Annotated in this window: 23 protein-coding genes; 7 read left to right on the forward strand and 16 right to left on the reverse strand. The window is 53.5% G+C overall.

Going from position 1 to position 23,912, the window contains the following annotated elements:
- Positions 1–28: 28 nt before the first annotated feature.
- Complete coding sequence (locus ACDO57_RS04490) at positions 29–211, reverse strand: hypothetical protein (protein ID WP_024907126.1); 183 nt, start codon at positions 209–211, stop codon at positions 29–31.
- A 193-nt stretch (positions 212–404) separates the two neighbouring features.
- Here ACDO57_RS04490 and ACDO57_RS04495 point away from each other — a divergent pair, with 193 nt between their 5' ends.
- Positions 405–1,274 carry a crotonase/enoyl-CoA hydratase family protein gene (locus ACDO57_RS04495; protein ID WP_032647560.1) on the forward strand — a complete coding sequence of 290 codons (870 nt, stop codon included), beginning with the start codon at positions 405–407 and terminating at the stop codon, positions 1,272–1,274.
- Here ACDO57_RS04495 and pdeR read toward each other — a convergent pair.
- The 6 genes from pdeR to ACDO57_RS04525 all read right to left on the reverse strand — a co-directional run bounded on the left by pdeR (position 1,271) and on the right by ACDO57_RS04525 (position 11,385).
- A complete protein-coding gene (gene pdeR / locus ACDO57_RS04500; protein ID WP_267214947.1) occupies positions 1,271–3,262 on the reverse strand; it encodes a cyclic di-GMP phosphodiesterase in 1,992 nt (663 codons plus the stop codon). The genes ACDO57_RS04495 and pdeR overlap by 4 nt on opposite strands.
- A 322-nt stretch (positions 3,263–3,584) precedes the next feature.
- Positions 3,585–5,519 carry an exoribonuclease II gene (locus ACDO57_RS04505; protein WP_370883570.1) on the reverse strand — a complete coding sequence of 645 codons (1,935 nt, stop codon included), beginning with the start codon at positions 5,517–5,519 and terminating at the stop codon, positions 3,585–3,587.
- A gap of 88 nt (positions 5,520–5,607) precedes the next feature.
- Entirely contained in the window at positions 5,608–6,594 is a 987-nt protein-coding gene (locus ACDO57_RS04510; RefSeq protein ID WP_024907130.1) for a CMD domain-containing protein, read from the reverse strand.
- 154 nt (positions 6,595–6,748) lie between these two features.
- Complete coding sequence (gene fabI, locus ACDO57_RS04515; RefSeq protein ID WP_003856831.1) at positions 6,749–7,537, reverse strand: enoyl-ACP reductase FabI; 789 nt, start codon at positions 7,535–7,537, stop codon at positions 6,749–6,751.
- Positions 7,538–7,807: 270 nt separating this feature from the next.
- Positions 7,808–10,903, reverse strand: a complete 3,096-nt coding sequence (locus tag ACDO57_RS04520) for a multidrug efflux RND transporter permease subunit (RefSeq protein ID WP_370883571.1) — start codon at positions 10,901–10,903, stop codon at positions 7,808–7,810.
- Positions 10,904–10,998: 95 nt separating this feature from the next.
- Entirely contained in the window at positions 10,999–11,385 is a 387-nt protein-coding gene (locus tag ACDO57_RS04525) for a hypothetical protein (protein WP_024907132.1), read from the reverse strand.
- A 271-nt stretch (positions 11,386–11,656) separates the two neighbouring features.
- On the opposite strand from ACDO57_RS04525, the gene ACDO57_RS04530 reads away from it, so the two are divergent.
- Together ACDO57_RS04530 and ACDO57_RS04535 are read left to right on the forward strand one after the other, a co-directional pair.
- Complete coding sequence (locus tag ACDO57_RS04530) at positions 11,657–12,361, forward strand: response regulator (RefSeq protein WP_024907133.1); 705 nt, start codon at positions 11,657–11,659, stop codon at positions 12,359–12,361.
- The gene (locus ACDO57_RS04535) at positions 12,358–13,422 is read left to right on the forward strand and encodes an ATP-binding protein (protein ID WP_157189302.1); all 1,065 of its coding nucleotides are present in this window, start codon (positions 12,358–12,360) and stop codon (positions 13,420–13,422) included. The genes ACDO57_RS04530 and ACDO57_RS04535 overlap by 4 nt, the downstream gene beginning before the upstream one ends.
- Here ACDO57_RS04535 and ACDO57_RS04540 read toward each other — a convergent pair.
- The 9 genes from ACDO57_RS04540 to pspF all read right to left on the reverse strand — a co-directional run bounded on the left by ACDO57_RS04540 (position 13,403) and on the right by pspF (position 22,167).
- Complete coding sequence (locus tag ACDO57_RS04540; RefSeq protein ID WP_370883572.1) at positions 13,403–14,344, reverse strand: ATP-grasp fold amidoligase family protein; 942 nt, start codon at positions 14,342–14,344, stop codon at positions 13,403–13,405. The genes ACDO57_RS04535 and ACDO57_RS04540 overlap by 20 nt on opposite strands.
- Before the next feature lie 148 nt (positions 14,345–14,492).
- Positions 14,493–15,299 (reverse strand): putrescine export ABC transporter ATP-binding protein SapF, encoded by an 807-nt coding sequence (gene sapF / locus ACDO57_RS04545; RefSeq protein WP_023312051.1) that lies wholly within the window; start codon positions 15,297–15,299, stop codon positions 14,493–14,495.
- 1 nt (position 15,300) lies between these two features.
- Positions 15,301–16,293, reverse strand: a complete 993-nt coding sequence (gene sapD / locus ACDO57_RS04550) for a putrescine export ABC transporter ATP-binding protein SapD (protein ID WP_008501228.1) — start codon at positions 16,291–16,293, stop codon at positions 15,301–15,303.
- Positions 16,293–17,183: a putrescine export ABC transporter permease SapC gene (sapC, locus tag ACDO57_RS04555; RefSeq protein WP_024907136.1), complete on the reverse strand. Its 891-nt coding sequence runs from the start codon at positions 17,181–17,183 to the stop codon at positions 16,293–16,295. The genes sapD and sapC overlap by 1 nt, the downstream gene beginning before the upstream one ends.
- A complete protein-coding gene (gene sapB, locus ACDO57_RS04560) occupies positions 17,170–18,135 on the reverse strand; it encodes a putrescine export ABC transporter permease SapB (RefSeq protein ID WP_024907137.1) in 966 nt (321 codons plus the stop codon). The genes sapC and sapB overlap by 14 nt, the downstream gene beginning before the upstream one ends.
- Positions 18,132–19,772: an ABC transporter substrate-binding protein SapA gene (gene sapA, locus ACDO57_RS04565; protein WP_061714984.1), complete on the reverse strand. Its 1,641-nt coding sequence runs from the start codon at positions 19,770–19,772 to the stop codon at positions 18,132–18,134. Before sapA ends, sapB begins: the two co-directional genes overlap by 4 nt.
- A 459-nt stretch (positions 19,773–20,231) precedes the next feature.
- The gene (locus ACDO57_RS04570) at positions 20,232–20,447 is read right to left on the reverse strand and encodes a hypothetical protein (protein ID WP_148769845.1); all 216 of its coding nucleotides are present in this window, start codon (positions 20,445–20,447) and stop codon (positions 20,232–20,234) included.
- Positions 20,444–20,983 (reverse strand): DUF2778 domain-containing protein, encoded by a 540-nt coding sequence (locus ACDO57_RS04575; RefSeq protein ID WP_370883573.1) that lies wholly within the window; start codon positions 20,981–20,983, stop codon positions 20,444–20,446. Before ACDO57_RS04575 ends, ACDO57_RS04570 begins: the two co-directional genes overlap by 4 nt.
- A gap of 206 nt (positions 20,984–21,189) precedes the next feature.
- Positions 21,190–22,167: a phage shock protein operon transcriptional activator gene (gene pspF / locus ACDO57_RS04580; protein WP_024907141.1), complete on the reverse strand. Its 978-nt coding sequence runs from the start codon at positions 22,165–22,167 to the stop codon at positions 21,190–21,192.
- Positions 22,168–22,333: 166 nt separating this feature from the next.
- Here pspF and pspA point away from each other — a divergent pair, with 166 nt between their 5' ends.
- From pspA to pspD, 4 genes are read left to right on the forward strand one after another with little or no spacing between them, the layout of a single operon-like run.
- A complete protein-coding gene (gene pspA, locus ACDO57_RS04585; protein WP_021240283.1) occupies positions 22,334–23,002 on the forward strand; it encodes a phage shock protein PspA in 669 nt (222 codons plus the stop codon).
- Between the two features lie 49 nt (positions 23,003–23,051).
- Positions 23,052–23,276, forward strand: a complete 225-nt coding sequence (gene pspB / locus ACDO57_RS04590) for an envelope stress response membrane protein PspB (protein ID WP_023312045.1) — start codon at positions 23,052–23,054, stop codon at positions 23,274–23,276.
- On the forward strand, positions 23,276–23,635 hold the full coding sequence (pspC, locus tag ACDO57_RS04595; RefSeq protein ID WP_008501237.1) for an envelope stress response membrane protein PspC: 360 nt from the start codon (positions 23,276–23,278) through the stop codon (positions 23,633–23,635). Before pspB ends, pspC begins: the two co-directional genes overlap by 1 nt.
- A gap of 12 nt (positions 23,636–23,647) precedes the next feature.
- Positions 23,648–23,872: a phage shock protein PspD gene (gene pspD, locus ACDO57_RS04600; protein ID WP_023312043.1), complete on the forward strand. Its 225-nt coding sequence runs from the start codon at positions 23,648–23,650 to the stop codon at positions 23,870–23,872.
- Positions 23,873–23,912 lie beyond the last annotated feature (40 nt).

A 23,912-nucleotide genomic window follows, 5' to 3' on the forward strand; every position in this document is an offset into this window, starting at 1 on the left:
AAGCGAAACGAGGTCGGAGACGGTGGGGTTAAACTTCCCACGGCGCTTTTGGCTGTCTGTTTTCAGGCGCGTTGTCAGCACCATTCTGAGCAAGAAGTTCAGACTTCAGGATCTCGAGATTACGGATAGCAGAGTGATAATCGCCCGCCACCAGGATATCCAGCACGGTATCAATTCGTTGTGCTACAGCTTGTGCGTCAATAGTAGACATAATCTCACCCCAGGCGCGAAAAGTTAATATTTTCAATGATGCAGAAATTAGGATCAAAAGAGAAGGGAAAAAATGCAATAACTAAATTACATAAACGTAAGTGATAAATTTATTCCCCCTCATGCAGTGGGCTTATTGAGTGGATTAGTCTAAAACGGCGCGCAAGGCGCTTTTTTATAAGAGGAATTAGACTATGACAGTTATCAATCAGCCTACCTGCACACTGTTTACCGATACTGAACGGTTCACGCAGCTGTCAGGGTATTATGAAGCGGAGCGTCACACCGTCTGGATGATGTTGCGGGCCCAGCCACGGCCTTGTTTTAACCATGCGTTAATTGAGGAGATCATGAACTTCTCATGGCTGGTTCGCCAGTCTGGCTTTGCGGTTGATTTTTGGGTAACCGGTTCGCTGGTTCCCGATATGTACAATGTGGGCGGTGATTTACAGTTCTTCGTCGAGTGCATTCAGAACGGACGTCGGGAGGCGTTACGGGCGTACGCTCGCGCCTGCGTTGATTGCGTCCATGCGGCCTCACGGGGGTTTGATACAGGGGCCATCTCTCTGGCGATGGTCGAAGGCAGTGCTTTAGGGGGCGGGTTTGAGGCCGCTCTGGCGCACCATTTTGTCCTGGCTCAGCGCGATGCCCGTCTGGGTTTTCCGGAGATTGCCTTCAACCTGTTTCCGGGTATGGGGGGATATTCCCTGGTTGCACGCCGTTCTGGCATGAAGCTGGCGGAGGAACTCATCTATAAGGGGGAATCCCATACGGCTGAATGGTATGAACAGCACGGGCTGGTGGATGTCCTGTTTGAACCCGGACAAAGCTATGTCTCCACCCGAACCTTCATCGATACGCTGCGGCCAAAACTGAATGGCGTAAGGGCGATGCTGCGCGCGCGTACGCGCGTTCTGCAATTGCCCCGCAGTGAACTGATGGATATCACGGAAGACTGGGTTGATGCCGCTTTCTGCCTTGAGCCGAAAGATATCGCCTACATGGAGCGTCTGGTCACGCTGCAAAACCGCCATCACGCGGCGGGGTTGCGTAAAGCCAGTTAACGTTGATTTCGCGCTTGATATCGTTTTAGCCATCGCTCGAATGCGGCAGCGGGCATCGGCTTAGCAAACAGAAAACCCTGCCGTTCGTTGACGCCGTTCTTGGTCAGAAAGGCGTCTTCTTTTGCGCTTTCCACACCTTCGGCAATCACCTGCAGATTTAATGCCTGCGCCACCGCGACGATAGCGCGCACCAGAGACTGGGAGATGGACTGCTTATGAATATCCCTGACAAACGATTGATCGAGTTTAATGGCATCGATAGGGAAGCGGGCCAGTTGAGAAAGGGAAGAGTAGCCGGTGCCAAAATCATCCAGATGAATTTGCGCCCCGAGTCGGCTGAACTGCTGGATCACGGACAGCGCCAGCTCTTCGTTCTCGATAAGACAGCTTTCGGTTAATTCGACATCGACAGGGCAGTATTCAAAATTCAGATCCTTCAGCGCCTGCTTTAAGTCACTGAAAATAGTCTGGTCGGCCAGCTGGCGTGCAGAGACGTTCACCGCCACGCGCAGGTTTATTCCCTTATCACGCCATTTCGCCACCTGGCGAACCACATCGAGCATCACCCAGCGGCCCAGCGGCACAATCAACCCCGACTCCTCGGCATAAGAGATAAACTCCAGCGGCGGGATCAAACCCCGTTCTGGTGATTGCCAGCGGACCAGCGCTTCAAGGCTTCTGACTTCCCCGCGCCAGGTGATTTTCGGCTGATAGTGAATCAGGAGCTGATCGTTATCCAGCGCCTTACGCAGGTTGGTATCCAGCCAGAGATACTCAAACACGCGCTGGTTCATCTCGGGCGAGAAGACGCAGAACTTGCCCCGGCCGTTCTCTTTGGCGGTGTACATGGCGGTATCGGCGTTACGAATGACGCTTTCCCGGTCGTTGCCATGCTGAGGGGCGAGGGCGATGCCCAGGGAGCAGCCGGTATAAATCTCAATCAAACCGATGCGGAACGGCTGGCGCAGACGGGTTAAAATGCGCGATGCCATCGCCTCCAGAGAGCCCTGAGAGGTATTGGTGGCCATGACGATAAACTCATCACCGCCAAGTCGCGCCAGCACCTGTTCCTCATCCAGGCAGCTCAAAATGGCGAGGGCAACGGCCTGTAACAGCTGATCGCCAAACATATGCCCGTAAGCGTCGTTGACCTTTTTAAAATTATCCAGATCGAGATACACCACGCCCACCTGCGTGTCCCCGCGGTTGGCGATGGCGTCAGAAATCAGGTCGTGGATCGCATTACGGTTTGGCAAGCCGGTGATGGTATCGGTATTGGCCAGCACGCGCAGCCGCTCCTGAGCGCGGCGCTCCTCGGTAATATCGGTACCGGAACAGATAAGGAAAATTTCATTTTTACCGCTGCCGCTGTGTACGAATTTGTTTCTGAACAGAAACAGCCGTTGCCCTTTACGCGTTTTGATCCAGCGTTCGACTTCGTAGGAGCTGCCGTTGCGAAAAAAACCGGTAATATTGCGCTTTGAAGCTGCCGCTTCGCTGCGGCTCATAAACAGCTTAAAGACGTTCTGGCCAATGACTTCATGTTCTTTCAGGCCGGTGTACTCTTCGCTAAGCCGATTAAAACGCTGGATATTGCCGTGCCGATCGAGAATAACAATGACGGAGTTAGCCTCTGAGACAACCTGTTCCGCGAAAGAGAGCCCCTGAGCCAGATCGCGTGCCACGGAGGGGGTATCGTTCCAGGCAGAAGCGGTTCCGGCCCACTCGTTACGGGTAATTTTACGGCCCACAAGATGAACCGGAACATCTTCACCGTAGAGGGAGAGCGACATTGAAATACTGGAGGTAATAACGGTTAAATGACGGATGAGATCGGCCTGTTCATCGTCCAGCGCCACGACCTGCGTGACATCGGCATTTTCGCTGGTGGAAAGGTGCAGAGCGTTGCTGTCAGCTGACAAGCGCCACCACGGGCTGTAAGTCCCCATGTAGCGAAACAGCAAATTCGGCTCCAGATCGTCCATCATGTTTTCTCCCGCAGCTTTCATTAGCGCACAAATTATTCATTTGCAGTCGACTTTTCCGTTGAGAAACAGCGGCAAAACCGAAGTGAACTTATTGTTTTTCCCTAATTTCTTATAATAAAACGAGTCAGGCAAAAAAGGATACGGAGCGTATAAAAATTCACGTAACCGAATATAACAACACTCTTTTACTGTAGATAATTATGGCGAATTTGGGCGAAGGGAGACTGAAAATAGTAAGGAAAAATAATGATTTTGTGGCGGGGATAAAAAGAAAAATTGTCGGCCTTTCCGCGAAGGAAAGGACCGACAATTGAACCGGTTATCAGGCGACAGGGCGCGCGATAATACTGCGGGTTTCCATGCGAACTTCGGCGATAGTGACGTCAATCACGTCGGTGACCTTGTAAACTGTTTCACCCTTAATTTGCACGGTACCGTTTTCCTGACTACAGACCATTTCGTCACGAACCGCATGCAGGAACGGCGCAGGAATAAACGCGACAGCACCGTTATCGACCAGGCGGACGCGCATTCCCCCGCGGCTGATATCGATGATCTCCGCGGCGAAACGGGTATCCGTCCCGGCTTTATCCTGCAGGAAGCGAGCGTACAGCCAGTCTCCAACGTCACGTTCCGCCATGCGATTCAGACGGCGGCGATCGGCCATCTGCAGCGTGGTGTCCTCCTGAGGACGAGCAACGGTTTCGCCTTTGATAATCGCTTTCAGCAGACGGTGGTTAACCATATCGCCATACTTACGGATTGGCGATGTCCAGGTGGCGTATGCTTCGAGGCCAAGACCAAAGTGCGGGCCCGGCTCGGTACTGATTTCCGCGAATGACTGGAAGCGACGAATGCGGCTGTCCAGGAAGCCCGACGGCTGCGCGTCCAGTTCGCGGCGAAGCTTGCAGAAGCCTGGCAGGGTCAGCACTTCTTCCGGATCAACATGCACATCGTGATTCTTCAGCAGGGCCGCCAGCGCTTCGGTGTTCGCCGGATCAAACCCGGTGTGGACGTTGTAAATGCCAAAGCCCAGCTTGTCGCGCAACACGCGTGCGGCGCAGATGTTGGCGGAAATCATCGCTTCTTCAACAATGCGGTTCGCAATGCGTCGCGGTTCGGCCACGATATCCAGCACTTCGCCTTTCTCACCCAGAACAAAGCGATAATCCGGACGATCTTTGAACACCAGCGCATGGGTTTGACGCCACTCGCTGCGGTTGAGACAGATGCGATGCAGCAGACGGATCTGCGCGGCAATGGCGTCTGATTCAGGTTTCCAGCTACCGGTATTTTCAAGCCAGTCGGACACGTTATCGTAGGCCAGCTTGGCTTTCGATTCGATAGTGGCAGCAAAGAACTCGATATCGTCTTCAATCGCGCCATCCGCAGCAATGGTCATGCGGCAGGCAAGGACCGGGCGCACTTCATTTGGACGCAGCGAGCAAAGATCGTCTGACAATTCGCGCGGCAGCATCGGAATGTTGAAGCCCGGCAGGTAGTTTGTGAAGGCGCGGATTTTCGCCGCGTCATCCAGCTTGCTACCTTCGGCAATCCAGGCGGTGGGATCGGCAATGGCAACGGTCAGGTGCAGTTTGCCATCGTCGCTCTCTTCAGCGTAGAGCGCATCGTCCATATCTTCGGTGCTGGCGCTGTCGATGGTGACAAACTCCAGCGCGGTGAGATCGCGACGCGTCAGACCTTCGTCCTGCATCTCGGTCGCTACGCCGTTCGGCGCTTCTTTTTCAAGATTGTGGCGTGCCAGCGTGACCCACCATGGCACGAAATGGTCGGCGCCAAAGGTGATGAATTGAGTCAACTCAGCATAAAAACCGCGATCGCCTTTCAGAGGATGACGGCGCATTTCTGCTACGGCCCAGTCACCTTCTTTAAAATCATGCTCAACGCCACGGGCGGCGCGGCAGGGAATGGCATCTTTCAGCAGGGGATGATCCGGCACGATAGAAAGCCGATCGTCTTTTCTCTGCACCTTACCCACAAAACGGGTCAGGAACGGTTCGATCAGTTCTTCTGGTTCAGCGGACTCGCGATCCTTCTCGGTATGAATGACGGCCATGACGCGATCGCCATGCATCACTTTCTTCATCTGCGGTGGCGGAATGAAGTAGCTTTTCTGCGCGTCAACTTCAAGGAAGCCAAAGCCCTTTTCCGTGGCTTTTACGACCCCTTCTGCACGCGGCGTCTGGGAATGCAGTTGCTGTTTAAGCTGCGCTAGCAGCGGGTTGTCCTGAAACATAATGTTCTATTTTCGTAGCCATTGAGCGGCTGACAGTTTTACGCGATTCTCACTGTCTCAGCAAGCGGTCTTTGGGTAATGAGTGTGGTTATTCCTCTTTACCAAACGCTACTTTCAGACGATTGAGCCAGCCATCAAACGCACTTTGGGTAAGCAGCGTGATGGCATATTCGCCCTGGAGTCCTTGATCCGTGAGCGGGGTAAACTGCGCGGCGCTGAAGCGGTCCGGAGAGCGGGTCAGCAGTTCGACCGCCGCCGAAAGTGCGGGTGACGTCTGCGGGATCTCTGCGCGGCTGTTTAACAGGATCTCTCCGGTCAGGTCGAGCAGCGACGGCTCATGGCAAAGCACCGGCGTCAGCGCCTCCAGCGCGGGTTCGGCCTGCCAGCGAGACAGCGACTCAAGCTGATGCGCACTCGCATAGCGCAGCTCCACGACGGGCAAAAGCGGCACCCATGCATCGTGGCTCGCGGGAAGCGTGTGCGGCTGAATATGATGGCCCGGCAACCAGCGAACAGGATGTCCCAACAGCGCCTGAAAAATCGCGACCACGCGCGCCTGAAAACCGATAAACCCGATAATCTGGTTAATCACCACGATGTCGTACGTGGACAGACCCACCTCATCAAGCTGGTTCTGCGCTTTATCATCAATGACATCAGGAGAGCTGGCGAGCTGGCGGGCATACTGGGTGATCTGTGCCAGGCGGCGGTTGCTTTCGCGCGAGGAGTCCGGGCCGGGAAGCGGGGCGAGGAGGGCGGCGTAATGGTTACAGAGCCGCTGAACGCCACAGGCCTGTGCGACCGTTAGCGCGGTACTGAGCCGATCGTAAGCGCTGAGCGTATGCAGGCGGTTCACGGGGATCGAGAGCGGAAACAGCTGGTGGCATAAGGCTCTGGCAGGGGTAAGCCAGCCAGAACAGGCGGCGACAATCTCATCAGGCAAGGCTAAATCGAGCAAAAAACGATCGTCGACGTTAGCGGCTTCGGGCACCAAGGGCAGAACATCCGTCTGCGCGTGGTTTGACTGGGTTTCGTGATACCAGTGGCCTTTGCCGGAAAAACGGCGTTGTTCCATGTGCGTTCCTTGATCTCAAAATGGCGATCAATATCCTGGCGTAAGGCAGATAAAGGGAAAAATATTGTTAGGTGATAACAAATAGCAGAACGGAATAACGAAGGGGTGACGCGGGGGGAAATACTCTCTTCCCGGGCGGGAAGAGAGTCACAGCTTATTTAATTTCCAGCTCGTTCATTGCAGCGATGTTGAAGCCGCCGTCAACGTGAACCACTTCGCCGGAGATACCCGCGGAAAGGTCAGAGCACAGGAATGCTGCAGAGTTACCCACATCTTCAATGGTAACGGTACGACGAATCGGGGTAACCGCTTCGCAGTGTGCCAGCATTTTACGGAAATCTTTAATACCGGAAGCGGCCAGGGTGCGGATAGGACCTGCAGAGATGGCGTTAACGCGCACGCCTTCAGGACCCATTGCGTTCGCCATGTAGCGTACGTTCGCTTCCAGAGACGCTTTAGCCAGACCCATAACGTTGTAGTTAGGGATAGCACGTTCAGCGCCAAGGTAGGACAGGGTCAGCAGGGCTGCGCCCGGGTTCAGCATCGCGCGGCAGGATTTCGCCATCGCAACGAAGCTGTAGGAGCTGATGTCGTGCGCGATTTTGAAGCCATCACGGGTAACCGCGTTCACGTAGTCGCCGTCCAGCTGGTCGCCAGGAGCGAAGCCGATGGAGTGAACGAAACCGTCGAATTTAGGCCATGCTTTTGCCAGTTCAGCAAACATGCCGTCGATGCTTTCGTCTTGTGCAACGTCACATTCCAGAACAATGCTGGAACCCAGCTGCGCGGCAAACTCTTCAACACGGCCTTTCAGCTTGTCGTTCTGGTAGGTGAACGCCAGCTCAGCGCCTTCGCGATGCATTGCCTGTGCGATGCCGTATGCGATGGACAGTTTGCTGGCAACGCCAGTCACCAGAATGCGCTTACCGGAAAGAAAACCCATAGCTTTAATCCTTATATTCATTGCTAATTTTGCCTTGTAATTCATAGCGTTACAGGCAGTATTTCAAAATCATTCGAAATTAGCTCGAAATTATAGCCCACTCACAGCCCCTTGTGTCACGATATTTCTCGCACTTCTCCGAAGACGCCTGCCCCGAAGAATGCACCGCGGACTCGCGGGGGCTCAAAATTTCAGCATTCGTCCAGTATATCACCCGGCAACAGCTTCGCCTCATCCAACCAGAGAGGCAGCGTGATTCCACCAGGGTATTCACGCTTTCCTGATGTTGTCGACGAAACGCGCAATGACGATAAAGAAAACCGGTACGAAGAAGATCGCGAGAAGCGTACCGCTAATCATGCCGCCAAATACGCCGGTACCGATGGCATGCTGCGTACTGTCGCTCGCCCCCCTGGCCAGCATCAACGGAACAACCCCTAAGCTGAAGGCTAACGATGTCATCAGAATCGGACGCAGGCGCTGGCTGGCGGCATGAATGGTTGCCGCCAGCAGGGGCTGCCCCTGGCGATGGAGCTGCCTGGCAAATTCAACAATCAGAATGGCGTTCTTGGCCGACAGGCCGATAAGCGTAATCAGGCCGACCTTAAAGAAAACATCATTCGTCATGCCGGCAACAAACACCGCTATCACCGCGCCGATAAGACCCAACGGAACGACCAGCATGACCGCAAAAGGAACAGACCAGCTCTCATACAGGGCGGCGAGCACCATAAACACGACCAGTATCGACAGGACAATAAGGCCCGGAAGCTGAGATTCCGATTTTCTCTCCTGCAATGCACTCCCGGCCCACTCGCCCGCCATGCCCTGAGGTAACTCTCTGGACAAACTCTCCATAACCTTCATTGCGGTGCCGCTGGATACTCCTGACGCCGTATTTCCGGTAATGCGAAGAGCAGAATAACCCTGATAGCGCGTCAACTGCTGCGGCGCAACGTTCCAGGAGATCGTCACGAACGTTGATAACGGCACCATCTCACCCATCCGGTTTTTCACTGATAGTTTCAGTATCTGCTCAGGCTGCATTCGGTAGGGCGCATCGGCCTGAATAATCACCTGTTGAACGCGGCCGTTGTTCGTATAGTCATTGACGTAATTTGAGCCCAGGGTGACGGAGAGCGTCTGGTTGATTTCATCAAATGAGACGGCCATCGCTTCCGCTTTTTCCCGGTCAACCTGGAGCGCAAGGCTGGTTCCTTCCGGCAGACCGTCTATATAGACGTCACTCAGTTCAGGACGCTGATTGGCTTGCAGGACCAGCGCGTCGGCAGCGCGCTTTAACGCCTCGTAGCCCAGTCCTGCTCTGTCCTGCACGTACCAGGTGAAGCCCGAGGAGGTGCCCATATCTGAAATGGCCGGCGGGAGCAGGCTCATCGTGACGGCATCAGAGACGTTCGCCATGCTGTCCTGTATATGTTCGGCTTCATCCTGGGCCGTCGAGCCCTGCCGGTTTTTCCAGTCCTTCAGCGTGGTGAAGGCCATAGCCGAATTCGGTCCTGAACCTGAAAATCCAAAACCCAGGATCATAATGTTGCTTTCAATATCCGGTCGGGCCGTAATTTCCTCTTCAAACTTTTTAACCACGTTAAGGGTGCGCTGCATCGTGGCATCAGAAGGCAGCTGGATTGAGGACATAAAGTAGCCCTGATCTTCGTCCGGCAGAAAGGACGACGGTAACGAAGACAATCCCAAAAACAGCGCAGCACAAAGCGCAACGTACAGGAGCAGCATACGCCCGGTTCGCTTCAGAACGGCACCCAGCCCGGCTTCGTAACAGACGGTGAGCGAACGGAAGCGCGCATTAAACCCTGCCGCGAACCGTCCACTTCCGCTCTTTCCTGCCTTGTGCGGCTTGAGTAACGTTGCGCACAGGGCAGGGGTCAGCGTCAGGGCAAGAAACGCGGACAGCAGTATGGAGACTGCCATAGAAATACAAAATTGCCGGTAGATAATCCCGACGGACCCTTCAGCAAACCCCATGGGGATAAAGACGGCGGTGAGCACCAGCGTGATCCCGATAATCGCCGGGGTGATCTCCTGCATGGCTTGCCGGGTAGCGTCCCGTGGGGACAGACTTTTTTCCTCCATCAGTCGTTCAACGTTCTCCACAACCACAATGGCATCATCAACGATAATCCCTATCGCCAGCACCATGCCGAACATCGTCAGAATATTGATGGAGTATCCGCTCAATAACATCACCGTGAAGGTGCCAAGAAGTGCGACGGGAGCAACAATCGCCGGGATAAGCGTACAGCGTATCTTGTGCAGAAACAGCAGCATAACCAGAAAGACGAGGACCATCGCTTCCACAAATGTCTGAACAACCTTCACGATAGAAAGTTTCACAAACGGCGCGGTATCGAAAGGAACCGTAAACACCATTCCGTCGGGTAACACCCGGGAAAGCTCGTCGATGCGCGCACGCACGCCTGAAGCCGTACTCATTGCATTGGCGCCTGGCGACAGCTGGATTGCCGCCGCCGTCGAGGGCACGCCATTTTCACGGATACCAAAAGCGTAGCTTTGCAGGCCGGATTCAATCCGCGCAATGTCGGATAATTTCAGGCGGGCGCCGGATGCGTCAGATTTCAGGGTGATATTCCTGAACGCCTCGACCGAGGAGAGCTGTCCCTTTACGGTGATGGGATACGTTACCCCTTGTCCTTCAGATGCGGGCTCATCTCCCGTTTTGCCGGGCGAAACCAGGGCATTTTGCTGGCCAACAGCAGTAAGCACATCGCTCACCGAAAGGCCGTAGCTGTGGAGCTTCATTGGATCCAGCCAGATACGCAGCGCTTTTTCGCCGCCAAACAGCTGAACTTTCCCTACGCCGGGCACGCGACGAAGCTCGTCACTAACGCTTCGGGCAAAATAGTCGCTTAAGTCGGCTTCCTCTAATTGACCGTTGGTGGACTTCAGCCCCACCATCATTAAAAATCCAGAATTAGCGGCCTCGACGTTAATGCCATTTTGTCTTACCGCCTGAGGAAGACGAGGCTCGACGATCTTAATCTGATTCTGTAGATCCATCTGTGCCAGCTTGATGTCCGTGCCGGGTTTAAACGTGACGGTAATCGATGCCGAGCCGGTTGTGTCACTGGATGATTCGAAATAGAGCAAGTTATCGACTCCAGAGATTTCTCGCTCGATTAACGACACCACCGACGTATTCATGATATCGGGGCTGGCCCCCGGGTAACTGACGGAAATGATGATGCCTGGCGGCGCCACCGCCGGATACTGCGCAACCGGCAAACGAGGAATAGACAGGAGACCCGTCAGGACGATAAACAGCGCCACTACCCAGGCGAAAATGGGACGTTCGATAAAAAAATGAGGCATTGAGTTATTTTTGTGCAAAAGAGTGAGGTAGAGACTCTACCGCGCACCTGTTTAGCGGAAGTGGGCGGTTTATGGAGGCCGTGTGGATCAAGGGCTCAAATCATTCTCATAATGAGGTACAGCGGTGATCCACCAAAAAAAATGATCAAATAACACTCGTAATAAAAGACCAGATCCTCGATATCGGGCATCGCGTTTAACAGCACGGTGAACGTAATAATGAGATAAACAAAAATCACCATCAGCCAGAAGGCGACGACAAATAGCTCAGTTAGCGCACCAGCTTTATTTTGGATGATCAGTGAGACCACCGACAATGCGATACAGCCATAGATGATGGGTGATGAGAGCAGCGTCGAGGCGACTTTTTCATCCACTCTGTGTACCAGCACCAGCCAGGTATAAAGTAATCCCCACGATAGCAGCAGAAACAGGGAATATATGCCCAGTTTTTTAGGAGAGAAATATTTTGAAAGTTCCATGTTCATTATTTCAGCCAACTTCATAAAATCTTTAAGAAACAGTGGTAATTTGCAGCGCGCAATGCACAACGCGTTATGCCTCAATAGCGATTTTGAACGGACATTGTCGAGTCTTTATTGACTGAATGTGTAGGCTGTGTGGAGAAATAACCGGGCATTTAAATCAACCGGGAAATTTTCGTAACTACGGCACTTTTTCCCGGAGGCTGTGTCTTATTGTGCTAAAGATATCTGATAGCGTGCTTAAAGGGATTTCACCCGCGGAGATAATATGAACAAAAATACGCTGATCCTTGTTGTTGAAGATGAAGACGAAATCGCCGATATACTGATGAGCTACTTAGAGCGTTCGGGAATGAAAACGCTGAGGGCCAGGCAGGGCGAGCAGGCGATAACGCTCAATCGCCTCCATAAACCGGATCTCATCTTGCTGGACATTCACCTGCCCGTGTGTGACGGCTGGAGCGTGCTTACTACGCTTCGCCACGAAAGTGCTGTCCCCGTCATTATGGTTTCCGCTCTCGATCAGGACGTCGATAAGCTTATGGGTCTGAGGCTCGGGGCGGATGATTACGTAATCAAACCCTTTAACCCCTCTGAGGTTGTCGCACGGGTTGAGGCGGTGCTGCGCAGGACAAAACCTGCGCTTCAGCAGGCGGGTTCCCTGCCGCTCAGAACGCCCTTTATTACGGTCTATCCGGATGATTTCTACGTGGAAGTCACCGTGGGCGAAGAGGTTATCTCCCCGGTATTAACGACGACCGAATTTAAATTACTTACCTGGCTGGTGCGTTATCCGCGAAAGGTCTGTTCCCGTGAAGAGTTACTCAACGCGTGTCTGCCGGAAGGCGATACGCTCGACAGAACGGTCGATAGCCATATGAGCAAGTTGCGTAAAAAACTGGAGCTTGCAGGCCTTTACGGTGTTCCCGAGAGCATCAGAGGCATGGGATACCGGCTTGGGGAAAAGAAATGAACAAAGAGTCTGTCCTGAGTCGTCAGATCTTAACGTATATGCTGTTGCTGACGTTTACGATAATTGCCATCGCCATTCTGGGCTCCTGGTTTTTTTACTCCTTTATTCTGGATCACCTCCCGGGCGGCCCTGCTGCGGGCGATGATGAGCAGATGACGATGTGGGACTGGGCATGGATTGGGACCGCGACTACGATCAGTATGATTATTGCCCTCTTTTTCACGGTCAAACTGTCATCGCGAATACTCACCCCGCTAAACGCAGTCGCGTCCAGCCTGAAAAAGATTTCTCAGGGCGATCTGGATGCCCGGGCATTCTGTGCCAGTTCCCGGCTGGGTGAGATCAATCACCTTGTGACGGATTTCAATGAAATGGCGGAAAAATTACAGACGCTGGATATTCAGAGGAAATCCTGGAATGCGGCTATTGCGCATGAGCTGAGAACCCCGGTCACGATCTTGCGCGGACGGCTTCAGGGGTTGGTTGACGGTGTTTTTACCCCGGACCCGGTGCTGTTTAATAATCTTCTCAAACAGACGGAAGGGTTAACCCGCCTGATTGAAGATCTCCGGGTTGTCAGTTCGGATGGCGGGGCGGGATATACGCTATACCAGTCCAGAACGGATTTAAAAGGGACAATACAGGACGCGCTCGATACCTTCATGCCCGAGTTCAGCCGTAAGGCATTTACCGTCAATACAGAACTGAGGGATCAGCAATGCGTATTCGATCCGTTACGCATCAATCAGTGTCTGACCGTTTTATTTGACAATGCCTTACACTATTCAACCTCGCGCAAACTCATCGTGAAAAATGGCGTTTCTGATAAAGGCAATTATATCCTTATTCAGGACGGGGGGCCGGGCATCCCCAGGGAGTTTCATGATTTCTTATTTCAGCCGTTTCAGCGCGATAATGGCGCCAGGCAGTTGAACCCGGAAGGCTGTGGTTTGGGCTTGTCGGTAGTAAAAGCCATCATGCTGGCGCATGGTGGCGATGTTACCTATACCTTATCGACGCAAAGCCACTCGATATTTAAACTTACCTGGCCCGACTCGTGAGTTTCAGCGGCAGGTCAAATGCACCTGCCGGCGATAAATGCCATATTTTCCCTAACTTAGCATCCCATTCCTGCGGGGTAATCGTCAGTTTACCGCGTCTCGGGCTTAAGGTTATTTCACTGAAATAGATGTCATCTTTTTTTAGCATGAGGTCAACGCGGCAGTAGTCAATGCCATCCGCCAGCTCCTGGGATGCCAGCAACGCTTGTCGAAACAAGACCGGTTCGTCTGGATTTACTGAAGTATTCGGATACTCCATCTGGAAGGGTTGTAAGTTCCAGTGCCTGTCGTAAACGTTGATAAAACCGTTGCCGTTATCATCCGTAAAATCCGCTTCAACATAGTGGGCGACGCCATGAAAACAATGGATCCTCAGCATTTCGGGCGTCGTATTCCTGTCAGCATCATCGAAGAGATCGACGAATGGCTCGCAAAGTATACTCGGCGTAATGTTTTTGTACTGCCACTCACGCGTGGTGTAGTACAAATTTTTCTTTAACGCGAGGCTCAGTTTTTTACGCGCTTTCTTGTCGTTAAATTGCGCTTTGTTTGTACATATTATAGTGCTGCCACTGTCATGGTTGCACTTAAGGACGAATTTGTCAGGGAGCACGGAAAAATCAATCTGCGACGCCCTGGTATAAACGCCAATTAATGGCACCGTTTTCACGCGCGTTGTTCTGGAGGAAACGTATGCCCGAACGGCGAGTTTATCGGCAAGCATCGTGTAGAGGTTATTATGGTCATAGACCAGACGATGACATATTTTTTCACTCAACGTCGTGGGTGATTGAATGTCAGGTTTTGTCCCGGATGTTTTCTCGAGCCTCACAGTATGAAAGTACAGGTCCGTCATTAAGAATGAACGGCATTTTCTGATGAGATACTCGGTATATTTGAGAACGTAAGTGGCGTTGTTCATTTCTTCTCCTCCGTAATGTCCGGATATTCTGGAGAAGAACTGTTGATTGATATTGCTTAAAATATGGAGCAGGGATGGAGACGAAAATTTAAAGGATTAAATAGCGTGTAAAGGCTATTTAATCCTTATTGAGCGGTGCTACGTTTGTTTACCGGTCTTTGCGCCATGCATCGGCGGTTAATGCTTCACCGAAATGACCGGCTATCAGTCGTTTTGTCAGCTCATGAAGCGGGGAGGCCATCACATCCGCCGTGCTGCCGCGCTCGACAACCTCTCCCTGGTGCATGACCATCACCTGATCGCTGATATGCTTCATCATTCCCAGATGTTGGGTGACATAGATATACGAGATCCCCTGTTTTTCCTGCAATTCCAGCATCAGGTTAATCAGCTGAGAGCGCATCGACATATCCAGCGAGGCAAGCGCTTCATCAGCAATGATCACTTTTGGCCGCAATATCAACGCACGCGCCAGACCCAGACGCTGTTTCTGGCCGGGGGCCAGCATATGCGGGTAGTAGCTTTCGTGATCCGGTAACAGCCCAACCATGCGCAGAGTTTCAAATACGCGCTTACGGCGCGCCTCTGGCTCCAGGTCGGTGTTCAGACGCAGCGGAAAATCGAGGATCTGCGAAATGCGCTGGCGTGGATTAAGCGAGGTAGACGGATCCTGGAAGATCATGCGGATGCGCTGGCTGCGGAAAGAGTAATCCCCGAACGTCAGAGGATGATCGTCAATCAACACTTCGCCTGCCGTCGGTTCAACCATGCCGGCGAGCATTTTTGCCAGGGTGGATTTCCCGGAACCGTTTTCGCCAATGATCGCCAGCGTCTGTTTTTCACGCAGCGTAAAGCTCAGCGGCTTCACCGCGTCGACAGTTTGGCGATGAAACAGCCCCGTGCGGTAGCGAAAGGTCTTACTCAGGTTGCGGACTTCCAGTAAGGTTTCGACCATTTCACTCTCTCTCCATGTTCAGCGGGAAATGACAGGCGTAAAGATGATTTTTCGCCCCGGTCAGGCGTGGCGTCTCGATACATTTACGCTGAGCATAGGGACACCGCGGCCCCAGACGACAGCCTATCGGGAGGGATTCCAGCAGCGGAATCGCCCCCGGCAGGGTATTCAGGCGGCTTTTATGCGGCATTGCGCTGCCAAAATCCGGAATCGCACGGATAAGCGCCTGCGTATACGGATGATGCGGCGCGGTGATCAGGTCTTCACTCGGCGCGGTTTCGACCGTTTGCCCGCAGTACATCACGTCAATTTTATCCGCCCATTTGCTGAGCATTTGCAGGTCATGGCTGATCAGCAAAATGGTGGTGTTGTTATTCTGGTTGAGACGCGACAGCAGGCGGAAGATTTGCGCCTGCGTGGTGGGTTCCATCGCGTTGGTGGGCTCATCCGCAATCAGCAAACGCGGCTGATTAGCCAGCGCGATGGCAATCATCACTTTCTGACATTCGCCGTCGGTCAGCTCATAAGGGAAGCTGCGCATCGCATCTTTGTGATCTTTTATCCCAACGCGGTGTAAAAGCTCGATGGCGCGACGCTTGCGCCAGCCAACGCGCTGCCACCAGCGGCCTTTATAGGTCCAGCCGGGGATGTTCTGCATCAGCTGTTTGCCCACGCGTTCGGACGGGTCGAGACAGGACTGCGGCTCCTGGAAAATCATCGAGACGTTATGCCCGACCAGCTTACGCCGCTCGCGGGGGGAGAGGCGCAGCAGATCGATATCATCAAAACGCATACGGTCTGCGGTGACGCGCCAGTTGTCTTTCGCTACGCCGCAGATGGCTTTGGCGATCAGGCTTTTGCCTGAGCCGGATTCACCCACCAGCCCACGAATTTCACCCTCGGCGAGGGTAATGCTGATGCGATCGACGGCTTTAACCCAGCCTTCACCGGTTTTGAATTCGATGGTGAGGTTGCGAATATCAAGAAGCGGCATTATTGCACCCCCGCATTAATTGCACGGCGAATACCGTCGCCCAGCAGGTTGATGAGCAGCACGCTCACCATAATGGCCGCACCCGGCAGCATAACCGTCCACGGTGCCACGTAAATTAATTCCAGCGCGTCACCGAGCATCGCACCCCATTCGGGCGACGGCAGCTGCGCGCCGAGGTCGAGGAAGCCGAGCGCCGCAATGTCCAGGATCGCCATCGACAGGGCGCGGGTGATCTCAGTGACCAGCCCGGCGGCGATGTTAGGCAGCACGGCAAACCACAGAATGTTGAAGGTCGTCGCGCCGTCCAGACGGGCTGCGACGACATACTCTTTTTCCAGTTCATCATGCACCATGCTGTAAACCGAGCGCACGATGCGGGGCAGGATAGCCAGCCAGACGGCGAACATGGCATGCGACAGATGGGGACCGGCAAAGGCAACCACAATGATCGCCAGCAGCAGGGACGGAATCGACAGCAGCGTATCCAGAATGTGGTTAAGCACCGCCGAGCGCAGGCCATGTGTGGATCCTGCAAAAATACCGAGCGCCAGCCCGCAGATCGTTGCCGCGAGCGTCACCACAAATGCGCCGCCAACCGTCGGGGCTGCACCGCTCAGCAGGCGGCTCAACACGTCACGTCCGAGGTCGTCCGTTCCTAGGAAGAAAGAGACTTCACCGTAGCGCGACCAGGACGGTGGCAGCAGCTGATAGCCAAGGAACTGCTGGTCAATGCCGTACGGTGCAAACCACGCGCCAAAGACGCACAGCAACACCAGACCGGCACAGCCATAAAGGCCGATCATTGCCGTGGTGTCACCATAGAATTTACGCCACACGGTGCGCAGCACACCGGGCGTGCGCTTTTCACTGTATACGCTATCGTAAGGCATACCATTCCTTATGCTTCAATGGGTTAGCCATAGCACCCAGAATATCGGACAACACGTTGACAATAATTACCAGCGAACCAATCACCATCACACCCGCAGAAATAGCGGCGTAGTCCTGCTGGCGGATGGCGTTAATCAGCCATCGCCCAAGTCCTGGCCAGCTAAAGACCATCTCGGTGATCATGGCCAGCGTCAGCATGGTGGAAAACTGTAATCCCAGACGCGGAATAACCGGCGGTAGCGCGTTGTGCAGGACGTTGCGACGCAGTATGGTCAGGCGTGACAACCCGCGCGTGGCGGCGGCTTTGACGTAGTTCTGGTCAAATACCTCGATGGTGCTCAGGCGCATCAGGCGGATCACTTCGGTTGTCGGCGCAACCGCCAGGGTCAGCACCGGCAGTACCATATGGCGCAGGGCGCTGACGATCATCTCGTGGCGCCACACCGAATCGGACAGCCACGCGTCAATAATGGCAAAACCCGTCACCGTTTTAACCGTATAGAGCAGGTCAAAACGCCCCGAAACCGGCAGCCAGCCCATCGTCAGCGAGAAGAACAGCGTCAGCAGCAGCGCCAGCCAGAATACCGGGATAGAGAAGCCGAACAGGGCGAGGGCGCTGATAAACTTATCCTGCCATTTGTTGCGATAGATCCCGGCCAGCATGCCCACGGGAATGCCAACCATCAGGGCAAAGCCGAAGGCCAGAATGCACAGCTCCATCGTGGCCGGGAACACCTCTTTCAGCTGCTGGGAAATCAGCTGCCCGTTAATGCTGGACACGCCGAAATCCCAGTGCAGGAGCCCGTTAAACCAGAAGAGCCAGGCATCCCACAGCGACGACCCCTGAAGCGGGGCATGGGGCGTGAAATAGCTCAGACTGAAGCCGACAAAGTTCAGGAAAAAGAGCGTCACCAGCAGCAAAAGGAGCCGACGTAAGGTAAAAATAATCATGGTTTTTTCACCTCTTGTTCTTTTTCACGCGACACGCCAGCGAACGAGGCGTTTCCGAACGGGCTCAGTACCAGGCCTTTAATATCATAACGATAGGCCTGAAGACGCAGGGAAGAGGCCAGCGGCAGCACCGGCAGTTCCTGGGCGAGGATCTTCTGCGCTTCATCATAGGCGTCAATACGTGAGGCCAACTGCTGGGAAGCCAGCGCTTTTTGCAGCACGGCGTCAAACTCCCGGTTACACCAGTGGGCGTAGTTGGTCTGCGAGTTTATCGCCGCACAGCTCAGTAGCGGCCGGAAGAAGCTGTCCGGATCGTTACTGTCGGTCGCCCAGCCGGTCAGGGTTAAATCATGATTCATGTCCATCAGGCGCGCCTCCTGGAAACGGCCCTCAACCGGTACGATGATCACTTTGACACCCACCTGCGCCATATCTGCCTGCAGCAGTTCGGCGGTCTTGAGCGGGCTGGGGTTCCACGCCTGGGAACTGGTGGGCACCCAAAGCTGCAGCGTCAGATTTTCCGCCCCCAGCGCTTTCAGCTGCTCACGCGCTTTTGCCGGATTGTATTCCGTAATTTTAGCTTCACCGTCATAGGCCCACGAGGCGCGCGGTAAAATTGAGGCGGCGGTTTCCGCCGTGCCGTAGTAGATCGACTGCATCAAACGCTGGTTGTTAATCGCCAGCGCCAGAGCGTGCCGAACGGCAGGGTTATTCAACGGCGGTTTATCTGTGTTAAAGGCCAGATACGCGATATTCATCCCGGGGCGTAACGTCAGACGCAGGCGCGGATCGTCGCGCAGAATGGTGAGCTGGCTGGCCGCGGGCCAGGCAAGGACGTCACATTCCCCGGTGAGCAATTTCGACAGACGTCCCGTTCCGCCAGAGCCGAGATCCACCACCACCTGCGGCATCAGCGGCGTACCGCGCCAGAAGTGTTCATGGCGCTGCAGACGAATATATTGACCGGCGCGATATTCGGCCAGCTGGAACGGACCGGTGCCAACCGGCTGGCGATCGAGCAGTTCCTGACGATCCTTTTTCGTCAACTGAGCCGCGTATTCGGCCGACATGACGGACGCATAGTGGGTTGCCAGGTGCCAGAGGAAGGAGGCATCCGGGCGCGTCAGCGTGAATTCAACCGTGCGGTTGTCCAGTTTGCGCACGCTTTTCACGGTGTCGGCAAACTGCAGGCTGTCGAAATAGGGGAAGTTGCTGCCGTTAACGTTATGCCACGGATGGCTGCGGTTAAAGATACGCTGGAAGGTGAAGACCACGTCATCTGCGTTCAGCTTGCGCGTGGGGGTAAACCACGGTGTGCGTTGAAACGCGACGTCATCGCGCAGGTGAAAACGGTAGGTAGCGCCGTTATCCAGCACTTCCCAGCTTTCCGCAAGCTCAGGCACCAGACGGTAGGTGTACGGGTCAACATCAAGCAGACGATCGTAAAGCTGCGCGGCAAGGGTATCCACAATCAGGCCGCTGCCCGCTTTTTGCGGGTTGAAGGTATCCACCTGGCCGCTTACGCAATAGACGAAGCCGCTGTCACGAATGTCAGGCTGCGGCGTTAGCCCGGGCGCGGCAAAGGCCAGGCTGCTAAACAGACCAAGTGCAAAAAAGGACGATAAAACCAGACGCATAATTTTTAAGGTATTATATATGAAGTGGCTATCCTACTAATTTTAAACGACATTATCCAGTGTCGTTTAAGCCTGAGGGCATAATGGGGGCAGTAACGTTTGCAGTCGGTCACTCAGCGTCACAACCAGATGCACGTTCATACCTGCAATCCACTTTGAATATACCTCATGGACTATCTTAGCATTTTCGTGGCGCATCTGACTCGCTATAAACGAAGGATTCGCTCCGGCGAATAGCATCAAGCTTGTGAATGTATGCCGCGAATGACAGGAAGACATGTTGTCGCTATCAGATCTGGGATCATACTTTCTGAAGAAAAATAGCTGGTAAAATGCGGCCGTTTATCACCAGATCTGAGAGCAGATCAAGTACGGGTAAGGCAATGGCATACGCACAGTCTAAATAGCATAGAGTAAAAATACTCACTTTGTTGTTACGTGCGTACCTGCCACCCTGGTTCATTTTTTTAGCACTTTCATAAGCATCATCAGTACAAACGCTATCATTGCAGACAGGCCAAACTTGATCAGAATTGCTGTGAAATCATAGTTATTCATGGCTTCTTCACCATCGCCTGAAATCTGGATATGTTGCATGAAAACATCATTAATCCAGCTGTCCGGTAAGAGGATAAAACAGGCAATAAGTAAAACAACGAATATTATGATTTTCATCTCACACCACATTTACTGAAGTCAGGTACACCACGAACATCAATACGTCCGTAAGCCATCAATCCTTTACCGCCGGGTACAATCACTTTTTTCCGGTTGAGTAACGCATTCCGTAAAATCTGGAAGTCGGCCGCTCTGTAAAGGGTGATACAGCCCCACGACACACCAGAACCATCGGTGTTGAGAGGATGAAGTCTGAAACTCCCGCGTCTCGCCCCATTAACATAGACGTAATCGCTCATGGTTTGTGCGCTATACAAACCGAACCATTCAGAGTGATGGTTTTTGTACAGGTGTACCATATCGATAAATTCTGCTCTGACCTGGTTAACAAAACTGCCAGCGGGGCGGTCAACAATCCAGTAAGTACCCGGCGGTATAGCGGCTTTTTCGATATCTGAACAGTTTGGATTGTTTATATACCGTTCAATTCCTGACAGTACGTCAAACGATCCAATACCGTAACAATCCAGCTTGAGCGTTTTCCCATCTGGCGACAGCCGACCATAATCCATCATGCAAATCTGCAAGCTCATACTCCCGTTGCGATTGTCATTTTGCAGAAATGATAATCGATAATAAATGGCTGGTTAACCTACTAAATTTTCATTACAGGCAGGTTAGTGATTAAGCATGTTTGGTAGTAACGGGGTGAGGATGCCAGCAGAGTGCTGTAAACCTTATGAAGAATATCAATCAGACCATGCTCCGTAAAAATCTCTGCGGTTAAGTGCTGATATTGTCAGCGCATTTGATGCTTTTTAAGCAATGCCCTTAACTGATGGTAGGTCAGACCCAGCAGTTCAGCCGCCCGTTTCTGGTTGTATTTCGCCATCTTCAGGCTTTGCTCCAGCAGCTGTTTCTCCTGGTCGTGCTGGAACTGGCGTAAATCAAGGGGGAGAGTAGGGTGATCGCCTGAAGACGTTGGCACGGTCAGAGACGGTACGCTGCGCTGAAAAGGATCGATAATGATGTTGTCCAGCTCCGTCTCGCTGCTGCCGTGGCGATAGACGGAACGCTCCACGACGTTTTTCAGTTCGCGGATATTTCCCGGCCAGTGGTAAGCAAGCAGCGTCTCCTGTGCATAATCGCTGAAGCCGGGGAACAGCGGCAGTCCGAGCTCGCGGCACATCTGAATCGCAAACTGGTCTGCCAGCAGCATGATGTCGCTTTTGCGCTCGCGCAGCGGAGGAAGCTGAACGACGTCAAAGGCCAGGCGGTCAAGCAGGTCGGCACGGAATTTCTCCTCCGCCACCATCTCCGGCAGGTTGGCGTTCGTGGCGCACACCAGGCGCACGTTGACCTGCAGCGGCTGGCTACCGCCGACGCGCTCCAGCTCGCCGTATTCAATCACGCGCAGCAGTTTCTCCTGTACCAGCATGGGCGCGGTGGCCAGTTCATCAAGAAACAGCGTACCGCCGTCGGCGCGCTCAAAGCGTCCGGGATGACGCTTCTGGGCACCGGTAAACGCGCCCGCTTCATGCCCGAAAAGCTCGGTATCGAGCAGGTTTTCATTCAGCGCCGCGCAGTTAAGGGAAATGAAGGGGCCGTCCCAGCGCCCGGATAAATAGTGCAGACGGTTAGCTATCAATTCCTTTCCCGTTCCACGTTCACCGATGATCAGTACCGGTTTGTTGAGCGGCGCCAGGCGAGAAACCTGTTCCAGCACTTCCAGAAAACTATTTGCTTCGCCGAGTAAATTGTCTTTGTATCCAGGCATGATGAAATTAACCACTCCTTAGCGATATTCACCAGGCAAGAATAGTTCTTTACTGCATGAAAATCAATCAGTCTCAGTGAAATCAATAAGATAAAAAGTTGGCATGATGTTTGTATTATCTGTACAGCAGGGCATAGCCCGATAACAGAACTATGAGGATTTAATTATGGGTATTTTTTCTCGTTTTGCCGACATCGTGAACGCCAACATCAACTCACTGCTTGAGAAGGCGGAAGATCCGCAGAAGCTGGTTCGCCTGATGATTCAGGAGATGGAAGACACGCTGGTTGAAGTGCGTTCTACCTCCGCCCGTGCGCTGGCGGAGAAAAAACAGCTTACGCGTCGTATTGAACAAGCTACCGCTCAGCTGAACGAATGGCAGGAAAAAGCGGAACTCGCGCTGCGTAAAGATAAAGAGGATCTGGCTCGTGCGGCGCTGATCGAAAAACAGAAGCTGGCAGAGCTGGTCGCGACGCTCGAGCATGAAGTGACGCTGGTGGATGACACGCTCACCCGTATGAAGAAAGAGATTGGTGAGCTTGAAAACAAACTGAGTGAGACCCGCGCGCGTCAGCAGGCGCTGACCCTGCGTCACCAGGCGGCAAGCTCTTCCCGCGACGTGCGTCGCCAGCTGGACAGCGGTAAGCTTGATGAAGCGATGGCGCGTTTTGAATCGTTTGAACGTCGTATCGACCAGATGGAAGCGGAAGCCGAAAGCCACGGCATCGGTAAGCAGAAGTCGCTGGATCAACAGTTCGCCGACCTGAAGGCCGATGATGAAATCAGCGAGCAGCTGGCGGCACTGAAAGCCAAAATGAAGCAAGACAACCAATAATAATTCCTGCGGCACCTGAGCGTGCCGCATCGTAAGACAAGGAGTACACATGAGCGCGCTTTTTCTGGCCATTCCCCTGACAATTTTCGTGCTGTTCGTTTTGCCGATTTGGCTATGGCTGCACTACAGCAACCGTTCTTCACGGGGCGAACTTTCCCAGAGTGAACAACAGCGTCTGGTTCAGCTCTCCGATGAGGCGAACAAAATGCGCGAACGCATTCAGGCGCTGGAAGCCATCCTGGATGCTGAACATCCAAACTGGAGGGACCGTTAATGTCTGGACTGAATCTGAACAAAAAGTTGTGGCGTATTCCGCAGCAGGGCATGGTGCGCGGCGTTTGTGCCGGGCTGGCTCATTATCTTGATGTCCCGGTAAAACTGGTGCGCGTGGTCACGGTGCTATCGATCTTCTTCGGACTGGCGTTTATTACCCTGGTGGCATATATCGTCCTGTCGTTTGTCCTTGACCCGATGCCGGAAGGAGAACTGGCTGCGGAAGGTGCCCCCACCAGCAGCGATCTTCTCAATGCGGTTGATGCGCAACTCGCCGCCGGTGAGAAGCGGCTACGGGAAATGGAACGCTATGTCACGTCGGATACCTTTACGCTGAGAAGTCGTTTTCGTCAGCTTTAAGAGAGAGATGAGATGAAACAACACTGGCAACAGGCCGGTCAGAAGGTAAAACCCGGCCTGAAAATCGCAGGTAAACTGGTCCTGCTGACCGCGTTACGGTTCGGACCGGCAGGTGTGGCGGGGTGGGCAATAAAATCCGTTGCCCGCAAGCCGGTCAGAATGGTGCTGGCCGTGGCGCTCGAACCGCTGTTGCAAAAGGTGGCAAAACGGCTTTCTCGCCGCTACTTATCCCAATAACCCCCGCTGGCGTTAGCCCTTTCCCTTCCGGGAGAGGGAC

This window comes from Enterobacter cloacae complex sp. 2015409 (genome assembly GCF_041365315.1).
Lineage (GTDB): Bacteria > Pseudomonadota > Gammaproteobacteria > Enterobacterales > Enterobacteriaceae > Enterobacter > Enterobacter pseudoroggenkampii.